The 22,795-nt window shown below is 68.4% G+C and carries 21 protein-coding genes; 13 read left to right on the forward strand and 8 right to left on the reverse strand.

What is annotated here, in order from left to right; genetic code table 11:
* The 5 genes from I7X18_RS25375 to I7X18_RS25395 all read right to left on the reverse strand — a co-directional run bounded on the left by I7X18_RS25375 (window position 1) and on the right by I7X18_RS25395 (window position 4,662).
* Window positions 1-429, reverse strand: a complete 429-nt coding sequence (locus tag I7X18_RS25375) for an organic hydroperoxide resistance protein (RefSeq protein ID WP_193046732.1) — start codon at window positions 427-429, stop codon at window positions 1-3.
* Window positions 430-623: 194 nt separating this feature from the next.
* Window positions 624-1,040 carry a hypothetical protein gene (locus I7X18_RS25380; protein WP_226863730.1) on the reverse strand — a complete coding sequence of 139 codons (417 nt, stop codon included), beginning with the start codon at window positions 1,038-1,040 and terminating at the stop codon, window positions 624-626.
* Between the two features lie 154 nt (window positions 1,041-1,194).
* On the reverse strand, window positions 1,195-2,337 hold the full coding sequence (locus tag I7X18_RS25385; RefSeq protein WP_193046883.1) for a DUF4185 domain-containing protein: 1,143 nt from the start codon (window positions 2,335-2,337) through the stop codon (window positions 1,195-1,197).
* 22 nt (window positions 2,338-2,359) lie between these two features.
* On the reverse strand, window positions 2,360-3,394 hold the full coding sequence (locus I7X18_RS25390; protein ID WP_193046733.1) for an aspartate-semialdehyde dehydrogenase: 1,035 nt from the start codon (window positions 3,392-3,394) through the stop codon (window positions 2,360-2,362).
* Between the two features lie 2 nt (window positions 3,395-3,396).
* Complete coding sequence (locus tag I7X18_RS25395) at window positions 3,397-4,662, reverse strand: aspartate kinase (RefSeq protein WP_193046734.1); 1,266 nt, start codon at window positions 4,660-4,662, stop codon at window positions 3,397-3,399.
* Window positions 4,663-4,745: 83 nt separating this feature from the next.
* Here I7X18_RS25395 and I7X18_RS25400 point away from each other — a divergent pair, with 83 nt between their 5' ends.
* The 13 genes from I7X18_RS25400 (at window position 4,746) to I7X18_RS25460 (ending at window position 19,694) form a co-directional block, all read left to right on the forward strand.
* The gene (locus I7X18_RS25400; protein WP_193046735.1) at window positions 4,746-5,345 is read left to right on the forward strand and encodes a nitroreductase family protein; all 600 of its coding nucleotides are present in this window, start codon (window positions 4,746-4,748) and stop codon (window positions 5,343-5,345) included.
* Window positions 5,346-5,470: 125 nt separating this feature from the next.
* Window positions 5,471-6,724: an ammonium transporter gene (locus I7X18_RS25405; RefSeq protein WP_193046736.1), complete on the forward strand. Its 1,254-nt coding sequence runs from the start codon at window positions 5,471-5,473 to the stop codon at window positions 6,722-6,724.
* A gap of 112 nt (window positions 6,725-6,836) precedes the next feature.
* Window positions 6,837-8,159 carry a type III glutamate--ammonia ligase gene (glnT, locus tag I7X18_RS25410; RefSeq protein ID WP_193046737.1) on the forward strand — a complete coding sequence of 441 codons (1,323 nt, stop codon included), beginning with the start codon at window positions 6,837-6,839 and terminating at the stop codon, window positions 8,157-8,159.
* A 43-nt stretch (window positions 8,160-8,202) separates the two neighbouring features.
* The gene (locus I7X18_RS25415; RefSeq protein ID WP_193046738.1) at window positions 8,203-9,099 is read left to right on the forward strand and encodes a class II glutamine amidotransferase domain-containing protein; all 897 of its coding nucleotides are present in this window, start codon (window positions 8,203-8,205) and stop codon (window positions 9,097-9,099) included.
* Window positions 9,087-9,770 (forward strand): protein glxC, encoded by a 684-nt coding sequence (locus I7X18_RS25420; RefSeq protein ID WP_193046739.1) that lies wholly within the window; start codon window positions 9,087-9,089, stop codon window positions 9,768-9,770. The genes I7X18_RS25415 and I7X18_RS25420 overlap by 13 nt, the downstream gene beginning before the upstream one ends.
* Window positions 9,770-11,104 carry an FMN-binding glutamate synthase family protein gene (locus I7X18_RS25425; RefSeq protein WP_193046740.1) on the forward strand — a complete coding sequence of 445 codons (1,335 nt, stop codon included), beginning with the start codon at window positions 9,770-9,772 and terminating at the stop codon, window positions 11,102-11,104. The genes I7X18_RS25420 and I7X18_RS25425 overlap by 1 nt, the downstream gene beginning before the upstream one ends.
* A 28-nt stretch (window positions 11,105-11,132) precedes the next feature.
* On the forward strand, window positions 11,133-12,329 hold the full coding sequence (locus I7X18_RS25430; RefSeq protein WP_193046741.1) for an NAD(P)/FAD-dependent oxidoreductase: 1,197 nt from the start codon (window positions 11,133-11,135) through the stop codon (window positions 12,327-12,329).
* 51 nt (window positions 12,330-12,380) lie between these two features.
* Window positions 12,381-13,028, forward strand: a complete 648-nt coding sequence (locus I7X18_RS25435) for a type II toxin-antitoxin system RelB family anti-toxin (protein WP_193046742.1) — start codon at window positions 12,381-12,383, stop codon at window positions 13,026-13,028.
* Window positions 13,029-13,257: 229 nt separating this feature from the next.
* Complete coding sequence (gene leuA, locus I7X18_RS25440; RefSeq protein WP_193046743.1) at window positions 13,258-15,063, forward strand: 2-isopropylmalate synthase; 1,806 nt, start codon at window positions 13,258-13,260, stop codon at window positions 15,061-15,063.
* A gap of 88 nt (window positions 15,064-15,151) precedes the next feature.
* Window positions 15,152-16,450, forward strand: a complete 1,299-nt coding sequence (locus I7X18_RS25445; protein WP_193046744.1) for an NtaA/DmoA family FMN-dependent monooxygenase — start codon at window positions 15,152-15,154, stop codon at window positions 16,448-16,450.
* 1 nt (window position 16,451) lies between these two features.
* Window positions 16,452-17,654 carry a 3,4-dihydroxy-2-butanone-4-phosphate synthase gene (gene ribB / locus I7X18_RS25450; RefSeq protein ID WP_232375328.1) on the forward strand — a complete coding sequence of 401 codons (1,203 nt, stop codon included), beginning with the start codon at window positions 16,452-16,454 and terminating at the stop codon, window positions 17,652-17,654.
* The gene (locus I7X18_RS25455; RefSeq protein ID WP_232375329.1) at window positions 17,651-18,835 is read left to right on the forward strand and encodes an MFS transporter; all 1,185 of its coding nucleotides are present in this window, start codon (window positions 17,651-17,653) and stop codon (window positions 18,833-18,835) included. The genes ribB and I7X18_RS25455 overlap by 4 nt, the downstream gene beginning before the upstream one ends.
* A 103-nt stretch (window positions 18,836-18,938) precedes the next feature.
* Complete coding sequence (locus I7X18_RS25460) at window positions 18,939-19,694, forward strand: GntR family transcriptional regulator (protein ID WP_232375330.1); 756 nt, start codon at window positions 18,939-18,941, stop codon at window positions 19,692-19,694.
* Here I7X18_RS25460 and I7X18_RS25465 read toward each other — a convergent pair.
* Genes I7X18_RS25465 through I7X18_RS25475 form a run of 3 tightly spaced genes read right to left on the reverse strand, consistent with a single transcriptional unit; the run spans window position 19,629 to window position 22,752 of the window.
* Window positions 19,629-20,945 (reverse strand): MFS transporter, encoded by a 1,317-nt coding sequence (locus I7X18_RS25465; protein WP_193046886.1) that lies wholly within the window; start codon window positions 20,943-20,945, stop codon window positions 19,629-19,631. The genes I7X18_RS25460 and I7X18_RS25465 overlap by 66 nt on opposite strands.
* Complete coding sequence (locus I7X18_RS25470; RefSeq protein ID WP_193046746.1) at window positions 20,879-21,874, reverse strand: ABC transporter permease; 996 nt, start codon at window positions 21,872-21,874, stop codon at window positions 20,879-20,881. The genes I7X18_RS25465 and I7X18_RS25470 overlap by 67 nt, the downstream gene beginning before the upstream one ends.
* Window positions 21,874-22,752 carry an ABC transporter permease gene (locus I7X18_RS25475; RefSeq protein WP_193046747.1) on the reverse strand — a complete coding sequence of 293 codons (879 nt, stop codon included), beginning with the start codon at window positions 22,750-22,752 and terminating at the stop codon, window positions 21,874-21,876. The genes I7X18_RS25470 and I7X18_RS25475 overlap by 1 nt, the downstream gene beginning before the upstream one ends.
* Window positions 22,753-22,795: the final 43 nt, after the last annotated feature.

A 22,795-nucleotide genomic window follows, 5' to 3' on the forward strand; every position in this document is an offset into this window, starting at 1 on the left:
CTAGACCTTCGCCGACAGCTTCACGTCGATGTTGCCGCGGGTGGCCTTGGAGTACGGGCAGAAGGCGTGCGCCTTCTCCATGAGGTCGTCGGCGACGGACTGCTCGAGCCCGGGCAGGTAGCCGACCAGGTGGGCGGTCAGACCGAACCCACCCTCGGAGTCGGGACCGAACCCGACCTGCGCGGTGATCGCCGACGCCTCGTCGATCTCGACGTCATTGTTCTTGGCCTGCAGGCGCAGCGCACCCAGGAAGCACGCGGCGTAGCCGGCCGAGAAGAGCAGCTCCGGGTTGACGCCCTCACCGCTGCCGCCCAGCTCCTTCGGCGGGCGGGTGTCCAGGTCGATCTTGTCGTCGCTGGACTTCACGTGGCCGTTGCGGCCGCCGCCGCTGGCCGTCGATTCTGCGGTGTACTTCACTTCGATGCTCATGATGCGATCATGCCAGCCCCGCCGCAGGCAGCAAGACCGACCAACAGCAACGCCGAGTGCACGGTTGTTGTACGCAATACCCGAGAGGGGTGTGCAACAACCGTGCACCCGGCGAGGAGTTACGCCTGCGCGCCGGCCTTCACCTTCGGCTCGGCGCTGTCACCGCCATCACGATTGTGTCTGGAAGAGTCCAATCACGGTCGCGATGGCGCGGTCGTGGAGGGGCTTCCGGGCTGGGCGGGCTGCGCGGGCTGCATACCGGGTTGACCAGGGCCGAAGGGCGATGCCGGCCGCTCGAACTGACCACGGGGCATCATCGGGAGCATGCCGGAGGGTGGGCCGTCGCGGAACATCATGTGACCGTGACCGGGGCCGCCATCGCGGTGGTGACCGCCGCCGGAGCTCTTGCCGAGCACGAAGCCGGAGAAGAAGACGACGGCGACGATGAACACGACGCCGGCCACGATGCCGACCCAGGCGGCGATCGTGGTGACGCTCGCACGGCGGCGTTCCTTGGGCGCTTCGACATACACCGGCTGCTGGGTGGTCGTGTGGACCGGTTCGGTCTGCGGTTCGGAGGCCGACGCGGGGGTCGACGGGGTTTCAGTCATGCGCCCGATGATGCGAGCGCTGCTGATGTGGCGGACCTGTATGGGCTATGAATCCGCTGTGAAGTGGACGGGGCCGGGCCACTTGCGTAACGCCACGGCGGAAATCCGGCCCGCAGAGCACCCTCCCGTTACGCAAATCGAGCGACGCGAGGATCTACCGCGGCGGCCAGGGCACCGGCCAGGGCAGCAGCTCCCCCGGCTCATAGGGATTCACCGCGAACTGAATCACCCGGTACGGCGCATTGTCGCCGAGCGGCGTGGTGTTCCACTGGCTGACGAACACCCGCACCTCATCCAGCGTCGAGCCCGGCGAGATGTAGCCGCCGTACGGCTGGGCCAGTCGGTTGATCTCCGGGGGTGGCAGGAACTCCACCTGATCCGGCCAGTCGGCGGCGACGACGACCGTGGTCACCGGAGCGGTACCCAGCCCGATAGGGCTCTCGGCCACCCGCATCTCCATGTTCCCCGTACTGGCGTTGAAATACGACAGCACGGTCTTCCCGTCGATCTGCCGCACACTCATCTCACCGACGCGGTCCTCCCACAGCGGTGTCGGCACATGCCCCCAGCCCTGCTCGGCGGACCACCCCTGCCACCCATCGCGGTCGGTGAACACCTGCGGCGCGGCCCGGTACAGCACGACCGGTCCGCTGCGGTCGAAGTTGTTGGCCACGATGTACACCCACCCGCTGGGCGAGTCCGGAGTCGGGATCGGGTCGTAGTAGCCGCTGATCTGTGACTGCCACCCCTCGGCATCCCCCGCATCCCGCTCCGAACCCGGCACCGTGCGCCAATTACCCTGCGCGGACTCGGCTTTCACCAACCGGGAGGTCTGCGGACGCAGGTCACGGGTGGTGGTGACCAGCATGTAGTTCTCACGATTGATCTGCACCACGCCGGCGGGCAGTTGCGATGAACCGGCCGGCGCCGCATCGGCCAGCAGCGGCGTGTCCACCCCGGTGACGCCGTCATAGCGCACACCACCCGGGTCGAGAATCGATTCGGTCTCGACGTGCAGCGCGATAGGCGAATACCAGCCGCCGAAGCCCACGCCCTGTCCGGCGAAGCTGTCGCCGCAGACCTGCAGGATCCCGCTCGGAAACTCCATGAACTCACACAGGTCTGTCGCGCCGATGCCGTAATCGCGGGTGGGCGTTCCGGTTCCGGCGGTCGGCCCGATCCGCACCACCTGCCCGGGCGCCAGCGGCGGCAGGACCGGACCGGGTACCGGCGCGGGAGGCTGCGCATGGGCGGCAGGCGCCGACAAGGCGACAGCGAGGACCGCGACGGCGGTCAGGCGGCCCGCGTACACCCGCCGGTCAGAGCTGAGCGGCCAGCAGCTCGGCGATCTGAATCGTGTTCAGCGCCGCGCCTTTTCGCAGATTGTCACTGGAGATGAACAGCGCCAGCCCGCGCCCGTCCGGGGCACCCGGGTCCTGGCGGATGCGGCCCACCAGCGATTCGTCGACACCCGCGGCTGCCAGCGGCGTCGGCACGTCGACCAGCTTCACCCCGGGTGCGCCGGCCAGCAACTCCTGCGCGCGTGCGACCGAAAGGGGTTGGGCGAACTCGACGTTGATCGACAGCGAGTGCCCGGTGTAGACAGGTACCCGCACGCACGTCCCGCTGACCAGCAGATCCGGAATGCCCAGGATCTTTCGGCTCTCGTTGCGCAGCTTCTGGTCCTCGTCGGTCTCACCGGAGCCGTCGTCGACCAGCGAGCCGGCCAACGGCACGACGTTGAACGCGATCGGCGCGACATACTTGCTCGGCGCCGGGAACTCGACCGCGCCACCGTCGTGCACCAGGTCGCGGCTGCCGGAGACCACAGCGCTGGCCTGACCGAACAGCTCGTCGACACCGGCGAGCCCGCTGCCCGACACCGCCTGATAGGTCGACGCGATCATGCGCACCAGGCCGGCCTCGTCGTGCAGGGGCTTTAGCACCGGCATCGCGGCCATCGTGGTGCAGTTCGGGTTGGCGATGATCCCTTTGGGCCGGTTACCGGCATCGCTGGCGAAGTTGACCTCGCTGACGACCAGCGGCACATCGGGGTCGTTGCGCCAGGCCGACGAGTTGTCGACGACGACGGCACCGGCCGCGGCGAACCGCGGGGCCTGCACCCGCGACATCGTGGCCCCCGCGGAGAACAGCGCGATGTCGAGCCCGGACGGATCGGCGGTCGCGGCGTCCTCGACCTCGATCTCCTGCCCGCGGAACGGCAGCTTCTTACCCTGCGAGCGGGCGGAGGCGAAGAACCGCACGCTGGTCGCCGGGAAATCGCGTTCCTCGAGCAGGGTGCGCATCACCTGGCCGACCTGGCCGGTCGCACCGACCACTCCAATGTTGACCATCCCTAACGTCCCGTCCCTGCGTAGACGACCGCCTCTTCGTCGCCGCCGAGGCCGAACGCCTCGTGCAACGCGGCCACGGCCTTGTCCAATTCCGTGTCCTTGACCAGCACCGAAATCCGGATCTCCGAGGTCGAGATCAAGTCGATGTTCACGCCGACCTCGGCGAGCGCCTCGCAGAACGTCGCGGTGACGCCCGGATGGCTGCGCATCCCGGCACCGATCAGCGACACCTTGCCGATGTGGTCGTCGTAAAGCACTCGGGTGAAACCGATTTCGTCCTGCAGCGAGGTGAGCTTCTCCACCGCGCCGGGGGCGTTGTCCCGCGCACAGGTGAACGTGATGTCGGTCTTGCCGTCCTCGATCTTGCTGATGTTCTGCAACACCATGTCGATGTTCACGTCGGCGTCGGCGACAGCGCGGAACACCTTGGCGGCGTAGCCGGGAACGTCGGGCAGGCCCACAACGGTCACCTTCGACTCACTGCGGTCGTGAGCAACTCCGGTCAGGATGGCGTCTTCCATGGCGATGTCCTCGATCGATCCTTTGACGATGGTGCCGGGTTTGTCCGAGTACGACGAGCGCACGTGGATGGGCAGGTCGTAGCGGCGGGCGTACTCCACACAGCGAAGCATCAACACCTTGGCGCCGCACGCCGCCATCTCGAGCATCTCCTCGAAGCTGACGGTGTCGAGTTTGTGGGCGTTGGGCACGATCCGCGGGTCGGCGGTGTAGACGCCGTCGACGTCGGTGTAGATCTCGCAGACATCGGCGTTCAGGGCGGCGGCCACGGCGACGGCCGTGGTGTCCGACCCTCCGCGTCCGAGCGTGGTCACGTCTTTGGTGTCCTGACTCACACCCTGGAATCCGGCGACCAGCACGATCTGGCCCTCGTCCAGCGCCGAGCGCAGCCGGCCGGGAGTGACGTCGATGATCTTGGCGTTGCCGTGGGTCCCGGTGGTGATCACGCCGGCCTGCGAACCGGTGAACGAGCGGGCCTGGGCGCCGAGGGACTCGATGGCCATCGCCACCAGGGCGTTGGAGATGCGCTCACCGGCGGTGAGCAGCATGTCGAGCTCCCGCGCGGGTGGAACCGGGCACACCTGCTTGGCCAGGTCGAGCAGGTCGTCGGTGGTGTCACCCATCGCCGAGACGACCACCACGACGTCGTTGCCCGCCTTCTTGGTCTCGACGATGCGTTCGGCGACGCGGCGGATGCGCTCGGCGTCCGACACCGAGGAGCCACCGTATTTCTGGACGACGAGCGCCACTGTCACGCCTTTCACGCGGGAAAAAGTCCCACCAAGGATAAGGGCTGCGCGCACCTCCTTTTTTCGGCCGGTAGCTTCGGGTGGTGGCCAACCCGCCCGCCCATCGGCACGCCGACACCCGCGTCCCCATCCATCCCCACCTCGCCGCCCGCTGGAGCCCCCGCGCGTTCGACCCGGCGGCCCCCCTGGACGACGAGGCGCTCACCGCACTGCTGGAGGCCGCGCGGTGGGCCGCGACGTGGGGTGGCCGCCAACCGGTGCGCTACCTCGTCGGGCGTCGCGGCGACCCGACGTTCGATGCGCTGGGCGGGCTGCTGCGCCGCGGCAACAGCTACGCGCGGGCTGCGAGCGCGCTGATCCTGGTCTGCGCCGATGAGGGTGACGACGAGCGCACCGCCCGATACGCCGTCCTCGATGCGGGTGCCGCGATCGCCGCCCTCAGCGTCGAGGCGGTGTCCCGCTCGCTGATCACCCACCCGATGGCCGGCTTCGACATCGACGGGGCACGGGAGGCGTTCGGTATCCCCGAGGGTGTGCTTCCGCTGGCCGTGGTCGCCGTCGGAAAGCTCGGGGACTATTCGCAGGTCGACGACGCCGTCGCCGAACGTGACTCCAGGCCCCGCGAACGGCTGCCGCTCGAGCAGATCGCGTTCCGCGAAACGTGGGGCCACCCCGCGTTCTGACTTTGCTCGAATTTCACAATTAACGACGATGCAACACAATTGACCCTGTTTCCGTAACAGAAGCATCAGTTACTGCGAGTAATCGGCCGCCGTGGGCCGCTTATCCCTTGCAGAAGAGGTTTCACATGGATACAGGAACCACAGCATTCATGCTGTGTTGCATCATCGGCCTCACGCTGATGATTCCGGGTCTCGCGCTGTTCTACGGCGGCATGGTCTCCGTCAAGAGCTCCACCAACATGATGATGATGACCTTCGGGGCCGTCGCATCCGTCGGGATCCTGTGGGTGCTGTTCGGGTTCTCGATGGTGTTCGGCACCTCGTACGGCGGGTTCGTCGGCAGCTTCACGGAGTTCGCCGGCATGAAGGACCTGCTCGAGCCGATGACCACTGTCGACGGCCTGCCGGTCAGCCTGTTCGCGGTCTTCCAGGCGCTGTTCGCCGCCATCACCGTCGCACTGATCTCCGGTGCGGTCGCCGACCGGATGAAGTTCGGCGCGTGGATGGGCTTCGCCACGCTGTGGGCGGTGCTGGTGTACTTCCCCGTCGCGCATTGGGTGTTCGCCTTCGACGGTGTGGTGACCGAGAACTCGGTCGGCGGCTGGATCGCCAACACCCTCGGCGCCGTCGACTTCGCCGGTGGCACCGCGGTGCACATCAACGCCGGCGCCGCGGCGCTCGCCGTCGCGATCGTCCTCGGCAAGTCGGCGATGTTCGGGCAGCTGCGCAAACCGCACAACGTGCCGCTGACGCTGCTCGGCGCGGGTCTGCTGTGGGCCGGCTGGTATGCGTTCAACGGCGGTTCCGCGCTGGCCGCAGGCAACTCGGCGGCCATCGTCATGGTCACCACGTTCGTCGCCACCTGCGCGGCGGTGCTGGCGTGGCTCGCCGTCGAGAAGATCAAGGACGGTCACGTCACCGGTGTCGGTGCGGCATCGGGCGCCATCACCGGCCTGGTCGCGATCACCCCCGCCTGTGGTGCGGTCACCCCGGTCGGCGCGATCTTCGTCGGCGCGATCGCCGGTGCGGTCTGCGTCTACGCCGTCGGCCTCAAATCGCGCTTCGGCTATGACGATTCGCTCGATGTCGTGGGCGTGCACCTGGTCGGCGGCGTGATCGGCACCCTGCTCATCGGCTTCTTCGCCAGCGAGGGCATGCCGAACGGCGTCAACGGTCTGTTCTACGGCGGCGGGATCGACCAGCTGTGGAAGCAGGCGGTCGCGGCCGGCGCGGTGATGCTCTATTCGTTCGTGGTCGCGTACATCATCGCCTTCGCGCTCAAGAAGACCGTCGGCATCCGCATCTCGCCCGACGAAGAGGAACAGGGCATCGACGCCAAGTTCCACCGCGAATCCTCATACGACTGGCAGCCCGTCTAGTCACCGCCTGCGGCCGGCACGGGGTGAACAACCCCGTGTCGGCCGCATTTGCATGTCCATCGAGTTTCCTATCGTGATACAGTGATTCATCCCAAGAGACAAGGGTCCCGTTATGTCCACCGATCTCGCCACGCTCGCCGAGAAGACCGGCACCAAGTTCATCCTGGCGCTGTTCGTCGATCTGCGCGGAAAGCCCTGCGCCAAGCTGGTTCCCGTTGAGGCTGTCGAACAGCTCGCCACCGAGGGCGTTGGTTTCGCCGGTTACGCGGTAGGCGCCATGGGGCAGGAGCCCAAGGACCCCGACCTCGTCGCGATCCCGGATCCCGCGTCGTTCACGGCCATCCCCTTCGTCAAAGAGGGCCTGGCGATCGTGCATTGCGATCCCCACGTCGAGGGCAAGCCGTGGCCGTATGCGCCGCGCAACATCCTCAAGACGCTCATCCAGCAGGCCGCCGACGCCGGCTTCGAACCCTGGGTCGGGGCGGAGGTCGAGTACTTCCTGCTCAAACGCAACGCCGACGGCAGCCTCGTCACGGCCGACGCCGCCGACACCGCGGCCCAGCCCTGCTACGACGCGCGCGGCGTGACCCGCATGTACGACCACCTCACCGCGATCTCCACCGCGATGAACCAGTTGGGCTGGTCCAACTACGCCAACGACCACGAGGACGGCAACGGCCAGTTCGAGCAGAACTTCCAGTTCGCCGACGCGCTCACCACCGCCGACCGCGTCATCACGCTGCGCTACCTGCTGTCGATGATCGCCGCCGAACGCGACATGGTCGCCACCTTCATGCCCAAGCCGTTCGGTGACCGCACCGGCACCGGCCTGCACCTGCACCTCTCGCTCACCAGCGGCGGCACCCCGGTGTTCCCCGCGGACGACGCCGCTCTTGACGACCGCGGCCTCGGCCTGTCGGACACCGCGTACGCGTTCATCGGCGGAATCCTCGACCACGCCTGCGCGCTGCAGTCGGTGATCGCCCCAACGGTCAACTCCTACAAGCGAACCGGCGCAACGAGCACCGCATCGGGCGCCTCGTGGGCACCGCGGACCGCCACCTACGGCGGCAATGACCGCACCCACTACATCCGCGTGCCCGACGCACAGCGCATCGAACTGCGCGGCGGTGACGGTTCGGCCAATCCGTACCTCGCGGTCGCCGCGGCCCTGGGGGCGGGTGTCGACGGAATCAAGCGTTCGGCCGACCCGGGTGCGGTCGGTGCGGTGATGGAAGGCCGTAAGCCTCTGCCGCCCACCCTGCTGCACGCGGTGGAGGAACTGGAGGTCGACCCCGTCGTGTCCGGTGTCCTCGACGCCGCGGGCGGCGGCGGCGTCGCCCGCTACTTCGCCGACCTCAAACGGCACGAGTTCTTCGACTACCACGGGACTGTCAGCCCGTGGGAGGTCGATCAGTACCTGACCGCGTTCTAGATCGTCCTGAACCACTGAAGAAAATAGAGAAAGCGAGCGACTGATGTGTGGGATCGTCGGGTTGCATCTGCGCAACCCCGAACTCCATCCGCGACTGGGCGAACTGCTCACCGGAATGCTGTGCGAGATGTCCGACCGCGGTAGCGATTCGGCGGGCGTCGCGGTGTACGGCGACCCGACGTGGACACCACCCGGCCACGGCTGCGTCTCCCTGTTGGAGATCGGGGCGTCCCCCGACTCAGTCAGCGAGGCAATCGGTTCGGCGCTGGGCGTGCAGGTGTCGGTGACCGTGCTCGACGCCACCTACCTGGTGACCGCGGAGGCCGAGTCGGAGGCGTTGCTCGCCGCGGCACGCGCGGCGTTCCCGGGTGCGTTGGTCGCCGGCTTCGGCGACGACCTGGCGGTGCTCAAGGGTGTCGGCGAACCCCGCCTGCTGGCCGAGGCGTGGGGTCTGGCGTCGGCGCAGGGCTGGCAGGGTGTCGGGCACACCAGGATGGCCACCGAATCGGCGGTCACGCCGTCGGGCGCCCACCCGTACGCGGTCGGGCCCGACCAGTGCCTGGTGCACAACGGGTCCTTCGCCAACCACGCCACCATCCGGCGTCAATTACGCGCTGCCGGTGTCGAATTCGACAGCGAGAACGACACGGAGGTCGGGGCGCGATTCGTCGCGACACAGCTCGCGGCGGGCCGTGACGTCGAGACGGCGCTGAAGGAACTGTGCGCCACCTTCGACGGCTTCTACACCCTGTTGGTGTCCAACCGTGACTCCTTCGCGGTCGTACGCGACGCGATCGCCTGCAAGCCCGCGGTGATCGCCGAGACCGCCGACTGGGTCGCGATGGCGAGCGAGTACCGCGCACTGTCGGGGCTGCCCGGCGTCGAGAATGCAGCAATCTGGGAGCCCGAGCCTGAGGTGGTTTACGCATGGACGCGGTGAATTTCGATCTTCGCACCACGAAGCTGCGCGAGGTCAACACCGCGCTGCACAGCGCCGATATCGCCGGTGACTTCGTGATCCAGAATCCCGACGGCGCGCACAACGTCGCCGTGGGCGTCAACGCGCCCGTCCGCGTGACGGTCGACGGTCACGTCGGCTACTACGCCGCCGGGATGAACCAGCAGGCCGAGATCGTCATCAACGGCAACGCCGGCACCGGTGTCGCCGAGAACATGATGAGCGGCACCGTCTGGGTCAAGGGCAACGCGTCCCAATCCGCCGGCGCCACCGGACACGGTGGGCTGCTGGTCATCGAGGGCAATGCCGCTGCGCGGTGCGGTATCTCGATGAAGGGCATCGACATCGTCGTCGGGGGCGACATCGGCCACATGAGCGCGTTCATGGCCCAGGCCGGCCGGCTCGTCGTGCGCGGTGACGCCGGTGAGGCGCTCGGCGACTCGATCTACGAGGCCCGCCTCTACGTCCGCGGCTCGGTGGCATCGCTGGGTGCGGACTGCGTCGCCAAGGAGATGCGGGACGAACACCACGAGGAACTCAGACGGCTGCTCAAGGCCGCGGGTTTCGAGGACGACGACACCGCGGCCTACACCCGCTACGGCTCGGCCCGCCAGCTCTACCACTTCCACGTCGACAACACAGGGGCGTACTGATGACTTCCTCCAGTGACGACCGCTCCCGGCTGGGATTGCGCGAATCCGCGACCTTCGACCGGGCCACCATCGCCGGCATCCAACGTGCGGCGGACACCGGCATCTACGACATCCGCGGCTGGGGCGCCAAGCGTGCCCTGCCGCACTTCGATGATCTGCTCTTCCTCGGCGCCTCGATGTCGCGCTACCCGTTGGAGGGCTATCGCGAGAAGTGCGCCACCGACGTGGTGTTGGGCGACCGTCACGCGAAGTACCCACTGCACCTGGACATCCCGGTGACCATCGCCGGTATGTCTTTCGGCGCGCTGTCGGGACAGGCCAAGGAGGCGCTGGGCCGCGGCGCCAGCGAGGTGGGCACCTCCACCACCACCGGTGACGGCGGGATGACGCAGGAGGAGCGTGGGCAGAGCAAGCACCTGGTGTACCAGTACCTGCCGTCGCGGTACGGCATGAACCCCGACGATCTGCGCAAGGCCGACGCGATCGAGGTGGTGCTCGGTCAGGGCGCCAAGCCCGGCGGTGGCGGAATGCTGCTGGGCCAGAAGATCTCCGAGCGGATCGCGTCGATGCGCACCCTTCCGCAGGGGATCGACCAGCGGTCGGCGTGCCGGCACCCGGACTGGACCGGACCGGACGATCTCACCATCAAGATCAACGAACTGCGTGAGATCACCGACTGGGAGAAGCCGATCTACGTCAAGGTCGGCGCCACCCGCACCTACTACGACGTCAAGCTCGCGGTGCACGCGGGCGCCGACGTCGTGGTGGTCGACGGGATGCAGGGCGGCACCGCCGCCACCCAGGACGTGTTCATCGAACACGTCGGCGTGCCCACGCTGGCGGCCATCCCGCAGGCGGTGCAGGCGCTACAGGAACTCGGGGTGCACCGCAAGGTGCAACTCATCGTGTCCGGCGGCATCCGCACCGGCGCGGACGTGGCCAAGGCGCTCGCCCTCGGCGCCGATGCGGTGGCCATCGGCACCGCGGCACTGATCGCCCTCGGCGACAACCATCCGCGCTACGCCGTCGAGTACGAGAAGATCGGCAGCGCCGCAGGGTTCTACGACGATTTCCAGGACGGGCGCGATCCGGCCGGTATCACCACCCAGGACCCGGAACTGGCCGCCCGCCTTGATCCGGTCGAGGCGGGCCGCCGTCTCGCCAACTACCTGCGAGTGCTGACGATGGAGGCGCAGACCATCGCCCGCGCGTGCGGGAAGGCCCACGTCTGCCATCTCGAACCCGAGGACCTGGTGGCCATCACGATCGAGGCCGCCGCGATGGCGCGCATCCCGCTGGCCGGCACCAATTGGATTCCCGGAGCGGGGCTGTGATGAGCGCTTGCGCGAAGAGGACACGATGATGACCGAGACAGCTGACGTCGTCATCGTCGGCGGCGGCCTCGAGGGCGCCGCCGCCGCATGGGCGCTGGCCGAACGCGGCGTCACGAATGTGGTTCTCGCCGAACGGCATACGGTCGGTGCCGGGATGACGGGCAAATCGAGCGGCATCGTGCGCTGCCATTACGGGGTCAGCTCGCTGGCCGCCATGGCCAACGCCGGGCTGGAGGTGTTCGAGAACCCGCAGAAGTACCTGGGCGAGGCGGCCGACGACATCGGCTTCCGCCAGACCGGTTACGTCGTCGGTGTCGGTGAGCAGAACGTCGACGCGATGCGCAAGAGCCTTGCGGCGCAGCGCGCGGTCGGTGTGCAGACCGAGGAGATCGACGCCGCCGAGGTCGCCAAGATGTGGCCGTTCGCCGACCTGGAACCGTTCGCAGCCTTCGGCTGGGAGCCGCGCGGCGGATACGGCGACGCGTATCAGACCGCACAGGCCTTCGCGATCGCCGCGCGGGCCGCGGGTGTGCGGGTGCGACAGAGCACCGCCGTGCAGAGCCTGGTGACCGACGGTGAGCGCGTCACCGGGGTGAAACTCGCCGACGGTGGCGAGATCTCCGCCGAGACCGTCGTCGTGGCCACCGGCGTCTGGACCCGTCCGTTCCTCGCCCAGCACCGCATCGACGTGCCGATCCGCGTGGTGCGTGAACAGATCGTGTTCATCGACCCCGGCGTGGAACTCGGGCCGGTGCCGGTGTTCTCCGATCTGGTGTCGCTGCAGTACATCCGGCCCGAACCCGACGGCACCGTCCTGTTCGGCAACAGCGATCTGGCCGACAACGAGGACACCGACCCGGACAACTACCTCAACCGCGCCACCGACGACTTCGTCGACATCACCGTCGAGAAGGTCGGCACCCGGTTCCCCGGATTCCCCGACGCCTCGATCACCAGCAGCTACGCCGGCTGCTACGACGTCACGCCCGACTGGAACCCGGTGATCTCGCGCACCGACCTCGACGGCCTCGTCATCGCCGCCGGGTTCAGCGGACACGGATTCAAGATCGCGCCCGCGGTCGGCAGGCTGGTGGCGGATCTGATCGTCGACGGGCACAGCTCCGACCCCCGGATCCCCGAGACCGACTTCCGGTTGTCCCGCTTCGCCGACGGCGATCTGCTCAAGACGCCCTACCCGTACGTCGGGGCCGGAGAGATGCGGTGACGCGCTGCCTGCGTTTCCGCTAGCGAGACGCCGGCTTAGTAGGGTGGACGGGTGAACGACGTTCCGCTGCTCCGCAACGAGTCGGGGACCGCGCGCGAGCGCGACCCGCAGGAGCCGGTCGAGGACACCGAGTTCGAGGCGGCGATCGGGCGTAACGTGCGCAAACTCCGGCAGCAGCACGGGCTCACCGTTGCCGAGATGGCCACCCGCGTCGGGATCTCCAAGGCCATGATGAGCAAGATCGAGAACGCCCAGACGTCGTGCAGCCTGTCCACGCTCGCGCTGCTGGCCAAGGGCTTCGACGTGCCGGTCACCAGCCTCTTCCGCGGTGCGGACGTCGAGCGTCCAGCCGCGTTCGTCAAGGCGGGGACCGGCGCCCGGATCGTGCGCAATGGCACCAAGGAAGGCCACGACTACCAGCTGCTCGGGTCGCTGCGCGGTGAGCACAAGCGGCTGGAGTGCCTGGAAGTCACTCTGTCGGAGAAGAGCCGGACCTATCCTCTGTTCCAGCACCCGGGCACCGAGTTCATCTACATGCTCGAAGGCGTCATGGACTACAGCCACAGCCGGTCGGTGTACCGCCTGCACCCCGGCGATTCCCTGCAGATCGACGGGGAAGGCGCGCACGGCCCCGTCGACCTGGTCGAACTGCCGATCCGGTTCCTGTCGGTCATCGCGTTCCCCGACTCGCAAATCTGATCCTCGAGACTGCGGTGAGATCGCCAATCTCCCCGGAATCGTGATCTCACCGCGGTCTCGGCGGGTTCGGGCCATTTGGGGCGTGGCGGCGCCAGGGTCTACAGTGGTCAGCGTGCAGCGGGCGCTCCTTCTCGGTCGCCGCGGCGGGGTCTGACCAGACCGGCTTCCCGTCGCGGGTTTTCGCGATGCGCCGGTCGAGTCCCTCGTCAAACTCCCGGAGCAATCGATCATGAACACCCCGAATTCGTCAGACGCCTACTCGTCAGCCCGCGCCATCACCACCCCGTCCGGCCCGCCCCATCCCGGCCAGCCGGCGTGGAACACCCAGCGCGCGTCGTCCATGCCGGTCAGCCGCTACCGCAGCTTCGCCGACGAGGTTGAGCCCATCACGCTGCCCGATCGCACCTGGCCCGACAAGGTCGTCGACACCGCCCCCATGTGGTGTGCGGTAGACCTGCGTGACGGCAATCAGGCACTGATCGACCCAATGAGCCCTCAGCGCAAACGCCGCATGTTCGACCTGCTGGTGCGCATGGGCTACAAGGAGATCGAGGTCGGTTTCCCGTCGGCCAGCCAGACCGACTTCGACTTCGTCCGCGAGATCATCGAACAGGGCGCGATCCCCGACGACGTCACCATCCAGGTGCTGACGCAGTGCCGGCCCGAACTGATCACGCGCACCTTCGAGGCCTGTCAGGGCGCGCCGCGGGCGATCGTGCACTTCTACAACTCGACGTCGATCCTGCAGCGCCGCGTGGTGTTCCGCGCCGACCGGGACGCCGTGAAGAAGATCGCCGTCGACGGCGCGCGGCTGTGTGTCGAAGAGGCCGCGAAGTATCCGGACACGGCGTGGCGGTTCGAGTACTCCCCCGAGTCCTACACGGGCACGGAGCTGGAGTACGCCGTCGACGTCTGCAATGCGGTCGCCGACATCGTCAAGCCCACCCCCGAGGTGCCTTTGATCGTCAACCTGCCCGCCACCGTCGAGATGGCGACGCCCAACGTCTACGCCGACTCGATCGAGTGGATGAACCGGAACCTGCGCCCGCGCGACAGCATCATCCTGAGCCTGCACCCGCACAACGATCGCGGAACTGCCGTCGCCGCAGCCGAATTGGGCTATCAGGCCGGGGCCGACCGCATCGAGGGCTGCCTGTTCGGCAACGGCGAGCGCACCGGCAACGTCTGCCTGGTGACGCTGGGCCTGAACCTGTTCAGCCGTGGCGTCGACCCGCAGATCGACTTCTCCAACATCGACGAGATCCGCCGCACCGTCGAGTACTGCAACCAGCTGCCGGTGCACGAACGGCACCCGTACGGCGGCGATCTGGTGTACACGGCGTTCTCCGGCAGCCACCAGGACGCGATCAACAAGGGCCTCGACCAGATGAAGGTCGACGCCGACGCGGCCGACAAGGACGTCGACGACATCCTGTGGCAGGTGCCGTATCTGCCGATCGACCCGAAGGACGTCGGCCGCACCTACGAGGCCGTCATCCGGGTGAATTCGCAGTCGGGCAAAGGCGGCGTGGCCTACATCATGAAGGCCGACCACGGGCTGGTGCTGCCGCGCCGCCTGCAGATCGAGTTCAGCCAGGCGATCCAGAAGATCACCGACGGTGAGGGCGGCGAGGTGTCGCCCAAGGAGATGTGGGACGTCTTCGCCGACGAATACCTGTCGCCGGTCCGGCCGCTGGAGCGGATACGTCAGCGCGTCGACGCGGCGGAGGTCGACGGCGGCACCGACACCATCACCGCCGTGGTGAAGGTCGACGGCGCCGAGCGCGAAATCGTCGGTGCGGGCAACGGCCCGCTGGCCGCGTTCGTCGACGCGCTGGGCGCGATCGGCTTCGACATCAGCGTTCTGGACTACTCCGAGCACGCCCTGTCCGCCGGCGAGGAGGCCCAGGCCGCCGCCTACGTCGAGGCCTCCGTCGGCGGTAGGACGGTGTGGGGTGTCGGTATCGCGACGTCGATCACGACGGCCTCGCTGCGCGCGGTGGTCTCGGCGGTGAACCGGGCCGCCCGCGGCTGACCCGCGCAATATCGGCGGTACTGCCAGGACACCGGCCAGTAACGCATCACTGTTTGCCTGGTTCCACCAGACAGTGATGGGAGATCGAATGACCGGCAAGTTCCATCTGGCGTGGTTCCTCAACTTCGTCGCCGACGAGTGGAACGGGACCTGGGGCGACGGTGGGCGGGACTTCACCGGCGACTTCTATGTGGAGATGGCCCGCGATCTCGAACGCGCCAAGTTCGACTACGTACTCATCGAGGACAAGCTGATGGTGTCGACGGCCTACGGCGGCACCATGGAGTACGACCTCAAGCACGGCGTGAACCCGAAACACGATCCGGTCCCGCTGGCGGTGTTGATGGCCAACGCCACGAGCCGGCTCGGCGTCGTGCCGACGATGTCGACCAGTTTCTATCCGCCGTTCCTGCTGGCCCGGTTGTGCAGCACGATCGACCACATCGCCCGCGGCCGGTTCGGCTGGAACGTCGTCACCTCGGGCGAGGACCGCTCCGCGCAGAACTTCGGGCTCGACAAGCTCTACGAGCACGACGAGCGTTATGCGCGGGCCACCGAGTACATGGAGGTGGTCACCAAGCTGTGGGAGTCCTGGGACCGGGACGCGATCGTGCGCGATCACGAGACCGGGACCTACGCCGACCACACGCGCGTGCGCACCATCGACTTCGAGGGCAAGTACTACAAGTCGCGCGGCCCCCTGAACACCGCGCCGTCACCGCAGTACCGTCCGGCGATCGCCCAGGCCGGGGCGTCACCGCCTGGGCGGGAGTTGGCCGCGCAGCACGCCGACACCATCGTCGCGCCGGCCGACGGCCCCGAGAAGATGAAGGCCTACCGCGACGACATCCACGCCCGCATGAAGGCCAACGGCCGCGATCCTTCGCATTGCAAGGTGTTCTACCTCGTCTCCCCGATCGTCGCCGACACCACCGAGGAGGCGCTGGCCAAGCGGGACCGGTGGTTCAACGACCCCCTCTACGTCGAGTACATGCTGGCCGAGATCTCCTCGATCACCGAGATCGACTTCTCCCAGTTCGATCTCGACAAACCGCTTCCCGAGGTGTGGACCAACGGAGAGCGGGGTTCGCTGGAGAGCTTCGTCGGCCGGGGCAAGGACAAGACGCTGCGCGAGCTGGTCACCGGCAGCGGGTTGACCAGCCACGTCGGATTCACCGGCACGCCGGCCGACGTCGCACAGGAGATGGCCGACGTGATGGACGAGGTGGGTGGTGACGGCTATCTGATCACCAGCCCCGTGATGCGTCTCAACCGCCGCTACGTCACCGAGATCACCGACGGTCTGGTGCCGGCCCTGCAGAAGCTCGGCCGGACCCGCAGCGAGTACACCACCGAGATGCTGCGCGACCACCTGCGCGAGTTCTGACGTGTCGCTGCGCGGGCTCCGCCGCTGCGGGCTGGGCGCCGACTCACCGCACGCGACGATCGACGACGCCGTCAACGCGCTGCGCTCCGGACAGATGGTGATCGTCGTCGACGGCGAAAACCCGGACGACTACGGCGATCTCATGCTCGCTGCGGCCCATGCCACTCCCGAACGGGTGGCGTTCATGGTCCGCCACACCGGCGGCATCCTGTGTGTCCCGATGCCTGCCGCTGACCTCGACCGGTTGGCACTGCCGCCGATGGTCGCGGTCAACGAGGATCCCAAGGGTGTGGGTTATGCGGTGTCGGTCAACGCCAGGACGGGCATCGGCAGCGGGATCTCGGCGGCCGACCGGGCGCGGACCATCTCACTGCTCGCCGAACCGGCAACGCGGTCAGGGGATCTGAGCCGGCCGGGGCACGTGTTCCCTTTGCGCGCGGTCGACGGCGGCGTGCTGCGCCGGGCGGGACACACCGAGGCGGCCGTCGACCTGACCGGGCTGGCCGGGCTGTCCCCGGTGGCCGTGATCGGCGAAGTCGTCGGCGACGACGGCACCCTCGTCCGCGGCGAGCGCCTGCGGGCGTTCGCCGCGACGCACCGACTCGTCACGGTGGCCGTCGCCGATCTGATCGCCTACCGGCACCGCACCGAACGACTCGTCGAGTTCAGGGCCACCAGCCGAATGCCGACCCAATACGGCGAGTTCCAGGCCCACGGCTTCGAGTCGGTGCTCGACGGCCGCGAACACATCGCCCTGGTGATGGGTGACCTGACGGGTGGCGCAGCGGGGCGCCATCCGTCGCCGACTCTGGTGCGGGTGCATTCGGAGTGCTTGACCGGCAACATCTTCCGATCCGCGAGCTGTGACTGCGGAGCCCAACTGCGGCACGGTATGGCTGCGGTCGCCGCCGAGGGCCGCGGTGTCGTGGTGTATCTGCGCGGTCACGACGGCGGCGGGGCCGGATTCCTGCCGAAAGGCCATGGCGGCGAGGGGAATCAGCCGGGGGATGCGCGCGACTACGGCGTCGGGGCGCAGATCCTCGCCCACCTCGGGGTCCGGCGGATGCGGCTGCTGACGAACAACCCCGTCAAACGCGTCGGCCTCGAGGCCTACGGACTCGAGATCACCGAAGCCGTCGGCCTGCCGGGGCGTACGGGTCATCCCGGCGAACCGTACGCAGACCAGACCGCCACCCCCTGGTGACGGCCGACCCCCTCACCCGGTCTCGCTCGTTCCTGCCACTGATGGTGGCGGCCGGAGCCACCGTGAGCCTCACCGCGCCGCTGGAAGTGCTGTACATCCGGGAGATCTCGCACAGCAGCCTCTACATCGGGATCTTCATGCTCGGCGCGGCCGTGGGCGTCATCGTGGTCGACGTGTTCGGGTCGCGGGTGATTCCGGGGCTCGATGCGCGGGCCGCTCTCGCGGTGGGGCTGACGCTGTTCGGAATCGCCTGCATCGGAATGGGTCTGGCGCCCGGTGGGGTGCCACTGATGTCGGCGCGCATCGTGCAGGGCCTCGGAGGCGGGATCGTCTTCGGCGCGGGACTGCAGGCGGCGGTGCGGCTACCGCATTCGTCGGCCGACGACCTCGCCCGGTCGCTGGGGCGGTTCAACGTGGCGTTCCTCTTCGGCGGTGCGGTCGCGTCGCCGGGCGGGCTGCTGGTCGCCGGGCTGATAGACGGCCGGATCGGTTACCAGGTGGCCCTGGTCGGCACCGGGGTGCTGGCTCTGCTGGTCGCCGCCGCCATCGCTATCGCCCTACCACGGCTGGCCGCGCCGCCGGGCAGTGCGCCGGTGCGCATCGGTCTGCCCCGGTTCGACCGGACAGCTGGCGGCGGCGCCGCCCTCGTCCTGGCGATGAGCGGTGAATTCCTGCGTGGCGGAGTGTTGTTCACCGCTCTACCGCTCGCCGGTGCGGCGCGAGGGCACTCCGTCGTCACGATCACCGCGGCGGTCGCACTCATGTCGGCCGTCGAGATCGTCGCGCTCGCGCTGGCCTACCGGCTGATCCGGCGCACCGGGGTGATCGGGATGCTCGTCGGCTCGTTCACCCTCGGCACGTTGTGTTCGGTGGTGCTGGCGCTCGATCCCGGTGTGACGACGTATCTGGTGGTGTCCGCAAGCTTCGGGGTGACCCTGGCCGGTGCCACGGCCGCCCTGCCGGTGATGGTGGTCGCCCGCGTCGGGGAGTCCGCCGCCGGCTTGGCGAAGTTCCGCATCTCGGCCGGCATCGGCCTGCTCGCCGGGTCGGTCGGCTGCGCCGTGGTGGGCGCCCAGTTCGGCGTCCCCGCACTGTTCACCGCGACCGCCGTCGTCCTGCTGACCTGCGCGTACCTCGCCCACCTCGTGGGCCGACACCCGGGTCTACCCAGACCCGCGTAACTCCGCTGAATCAACTACGCCCGAGTCCGGTAACAATTGCCTGCTCAAATACTCCCGGGGACTCAGGAAGGACTGATGACGCGTGTCGGGAGCGGAACAAGCAGTGTCCGAAGCGTGCCGGAACAGGCTGCGCGCCAAGGAACCGGCGCGCCCCGAAATCGCCTACCAGCGGCAGCGGCAGAGCCCGGACCGGTTGAACAACTCACCGCGGCGGACCTATGACCTGCTGCGCTCCACGCTGGTCACCTCCGGTGGCAGGCTGCTCCTCGTCGAACACGAGTTGACCAACGCACTGTCCGCGAGCCGCAACACCGTGCGCGCGGTGCTCCAGCAGCTCGCCCGCGAAGGGCTGGTGACCCGCGAACCCAAGAACGGAACCCGGGCCATCGGGGCGCTGGTCCTGCCCATCGACGAACTCACCCCGGTCGAGGCACGGCTGCTCGAATGCCGGTCGCTGGGCTGCCCGCCGATGGTGCGCGACCGCCTCGACCTGCCGTTGGGCTGGACAGTGCTGATGATCGAGGCCGTGTTGCTGCAGGACGGCGTTCCGCTGGGTATCTCGGTCAACTACATCGCGACTGGTGAAGAGCAGTCACTGGAAGCGGACATCGACGAGCCCGACGTCATCCACATCCTCGAGAAGAAGCTCGGGCTGCGGATCGGCGGCAGCCGCACCACGATCGGCGCCGTCGCGGCCGACGAGCAGACGGCCGAACTGGTCGGAGTGGAGCTCGGCGCCCCGCTCGTCTGGCTCGAGGATGTCATCGAGGACGACTCCGGGCAGCCGCGGGCGCTATCTCAGCTCCGGCTGCGCGGCGACCGGGTGGCGTTCTCCGCCACCGCCTACCGCACCGCCTGACGCGGGCAGCCCCAGCACCCGGCGGTTGAGCAGGACCGTCGCACCGAGCACGACCAACCCGGCCAGCGCCGTCACCAGCATCGCCCGCTGCGGACCCAGCAGGCTCGACGTGACACCCAGGACCACCATGCCCGTCGGCAGCGCCACGCCGATGGTCGTGGTCAGCAGCCCGAACGCCGCGGCCCTGTCATCGGGGGCCACCGCGGACACCGGCAGCGTCGCCTGGGTGGAGCCGAACAGACCCTGCCCCACTCCCGCCACGCCCAGGGCGAGCAGAGCGACCGATACCAGTGGCGTGTAGGCGAGCACGCCGAGGCCGACCAGGCACAGCGCCACACCCACCGCGAACGCGGCGAGCGGCCGGCGCGACGGCCGCAGCACCAGCGCGGCGGCGACCACCAGCTGGACGAGGCCGGCCATCGAACCGATCACCCCGGTCAGCGAGGCTCCCGCGCCGAGGCGCTGGGCGATCACCGGCACCAGCGGGATGAACGCGAAGTAGCACAGGTTGCAGATGACGGTCACCAGCAGAGTCACCGCGAGCGCCCGTGAACGCCGCAATAGCCGCCAATTAGCCTGCGGCACAGGTGTTATCGGCGGGCCGCCGGCCCCCTCCGGCATCCGGCGGGTGGACAGCCACAGCAGCGGCACCGAACCGGCCAGCAGCACCGCAGGCACAGCGAACGCGGCACCGAGGCCGAACGCGCCGACACTGAGTCCGCCGAGCAGTGGGCCCGCCATCATCGCACTCGCCATACCGGTCACCTCGGCGTTGAGGACCCGGGTGGCCCGCGCCTCCCCGCCGATCCGCAGCAGCAGCTCACGCTGCGCGGTCATGTTGACCATGCCGCCGACGCCGTAGGCCAGCTCGAACGGATACACCATCCAGGTCTGCACCGCACCGGTGCTGACGAGAAGCGTCATCACCACCGAGACCGGTAAGAGCACGAACTCGGTGACCAGCACCAGTTTTCGGGCGTCGAGTCCCCGGCGCAGGGAGCCGGCGACCCAGGTGCCCAACAGCATCGGTGCGAAGATGGCGACGCCGACGAACTGGTTGGCGATCGGATGCCCGCCGAGGTCGGTGACCAGGTACGTGCCGAGGAACAGTCCGTTCCAACGGGTGACGTGCCACAGCCACGAGCTGATCAGCAGCCACGCCAGAGGCTTTCGCGCGGTCCGCCTCAGAGCGCCACCCTCGGATCGGCCACCGATTGCAGCGCGTCGACCACGATGTTGGTCATCACGTATAGCAGCCCGACAACCAGTGTCACCCCGGCGATCGCGTTGAAATCGGCCTTGTCGATCGCCCTGGCGATGTAGAACCCGATGCCCGGCCGCGCGAAGATCAGCTCGACCAGGATGCAGTTGCCGATCATGACCGCGATCTGCAGGCCCATCAGCGCGAGTACGGGGCCCAGGGAGTTGCGCGCGGTGTGCATGAACAGGATCCGCTTCTCGCTCATACCTTTCGCGCGCACGGTGCGGGTGTGGTCGGCGCGCATGGTCGTCTCCAGGCTGCTGCGCAGGACGCGTCCCACGGCCACCGCCGGCGTCAGCGCCAGGCAGAAGGCCGGGAGGATGAGGTGGTGGAGGCCGTCGGCGAAGATCTCGGGCCGCCCCGCCAGCAGGCTGTCGATGAGCAGGAAATGCGTTGGCCCCGTGGGCGCGTCATCGTATGACGTCTCCCCGGTCACCGGCAGGATGTTCAGATAGCGGTAGAACACCAGCATGCCGAGCAGGCAGGCGAGGAACACCGGGACCGATGCGCCGGAGATCATCACCACCCGCAGGACCCCGGAGCCGCGCCACCCCTGCGCCGTCGCCAGGCCGAGCACTGCTCCGATCAGCACGGTGAAGATCATCGCCACGAGGAGCAGTTCCAGCGTGACCGGCAGGAACGCCGCGATGTCGGAGAGCACGGGGGTACGGGTGAGGCTCGACTGGCCGAGGTCCCCCTGCACCGCGCTGACCAGATAGTTCCAGAACTGCACGGGCAGCGGCCGGTCGTATCCGAGTTCCGCGCGGGCGGCGGCGTAGACCTCGGGGGATGCCTTCGCACCCACCACGGCCGCGACCGGATCGACCGGCGCCACCTGTTGCAGGATGAACACCGCCAGCACGAGCACGAACAGCACCGGGATCGCGCCGAGCAGGCGCCGGGGCAGGACGGTCAGCATCAGCGGTCCCGGATGCGGTCGCGCAGTGCGTCACCGGCGAAGTTGGCGACGATCGCGATGAGTGCCACCGCTGCGGCCGGCATGATCGGGATCCACCACGCGCTGAAGATGTAGGTGATGCCCTGGGCGCTCATGGATCCCAGTTCGGGCGCCGGTTGCGGCGCGCCGAGACCGAGGAACGACAGGCTGGCCAGCATCAGCACCAGCGCCGCGATGTCGAGGCTCGCGGTCACGATCGTCACCGGCACCGCCCCGGGCAGCAGATGCCGGCGCAGCTGCCGCCGCCAACTCACCCCGCCGACCCGGGCGGCCTCCATGTGCGGGGAGGCCCGCAGTCGGCGCACCTCCGAGCGCACGATCCGGGTGTAGAGCGGCCACCACACGATCGCGACGCCGATGAGCGTGTGCGTGTAGGACCGGCCGAGGGCGGCCACCACCGCGAGCGCCAGGATCGGTCCGGGGAGGGACAGGAACGCGTCGGTGATCCGCATCAGCACGGTGTCGATCCACCCGCCGCAGGCGCCGGCGACCAGCCCGATGAGGCCGCCGAACACCACCGAGAACGCCACCACCGCCAGCGCGCCGAACCAGCTGGTCTGCATCCCGCACAGCACCCGGCTGAGGACGTCGCGGCCGACCGTGTCGGTGCCCAGGAGGTTGGCGCCACCCGGCGCGGACATCGGTTTGCCGACCGCCAGCAGCGGGTCGAACGGCGCGATCTGTCTGGCGAAGATGGTCACCACGAACAGCACGGCCAGCGCACCGAAGGCGACGTAGCCCGCCACCGGGGTGCCCTGGAAATACTCGCGGGTCGCCAACCCCAGCCGTCCCCGGTACCCGACCAGACCGGTGGGTGCGTAATACTCCGCGACCGCCATTGACGTCTCCTCGTCTCGATCGGCGATGGGTGTTGCGCCCGGA

The sequence above is a fragment of the Mycolicibacterium baixiangningiae genome (genome assembly GCF_016313185.1).
In the GTDB taxonomy this organism is placed as follows: Bacteria; Actinomycetota; Actinomycetes; order Mycobacteriales; family Mycobacteriaceae; genus Mycobacterium; species Mycobacterium baixiangningiae.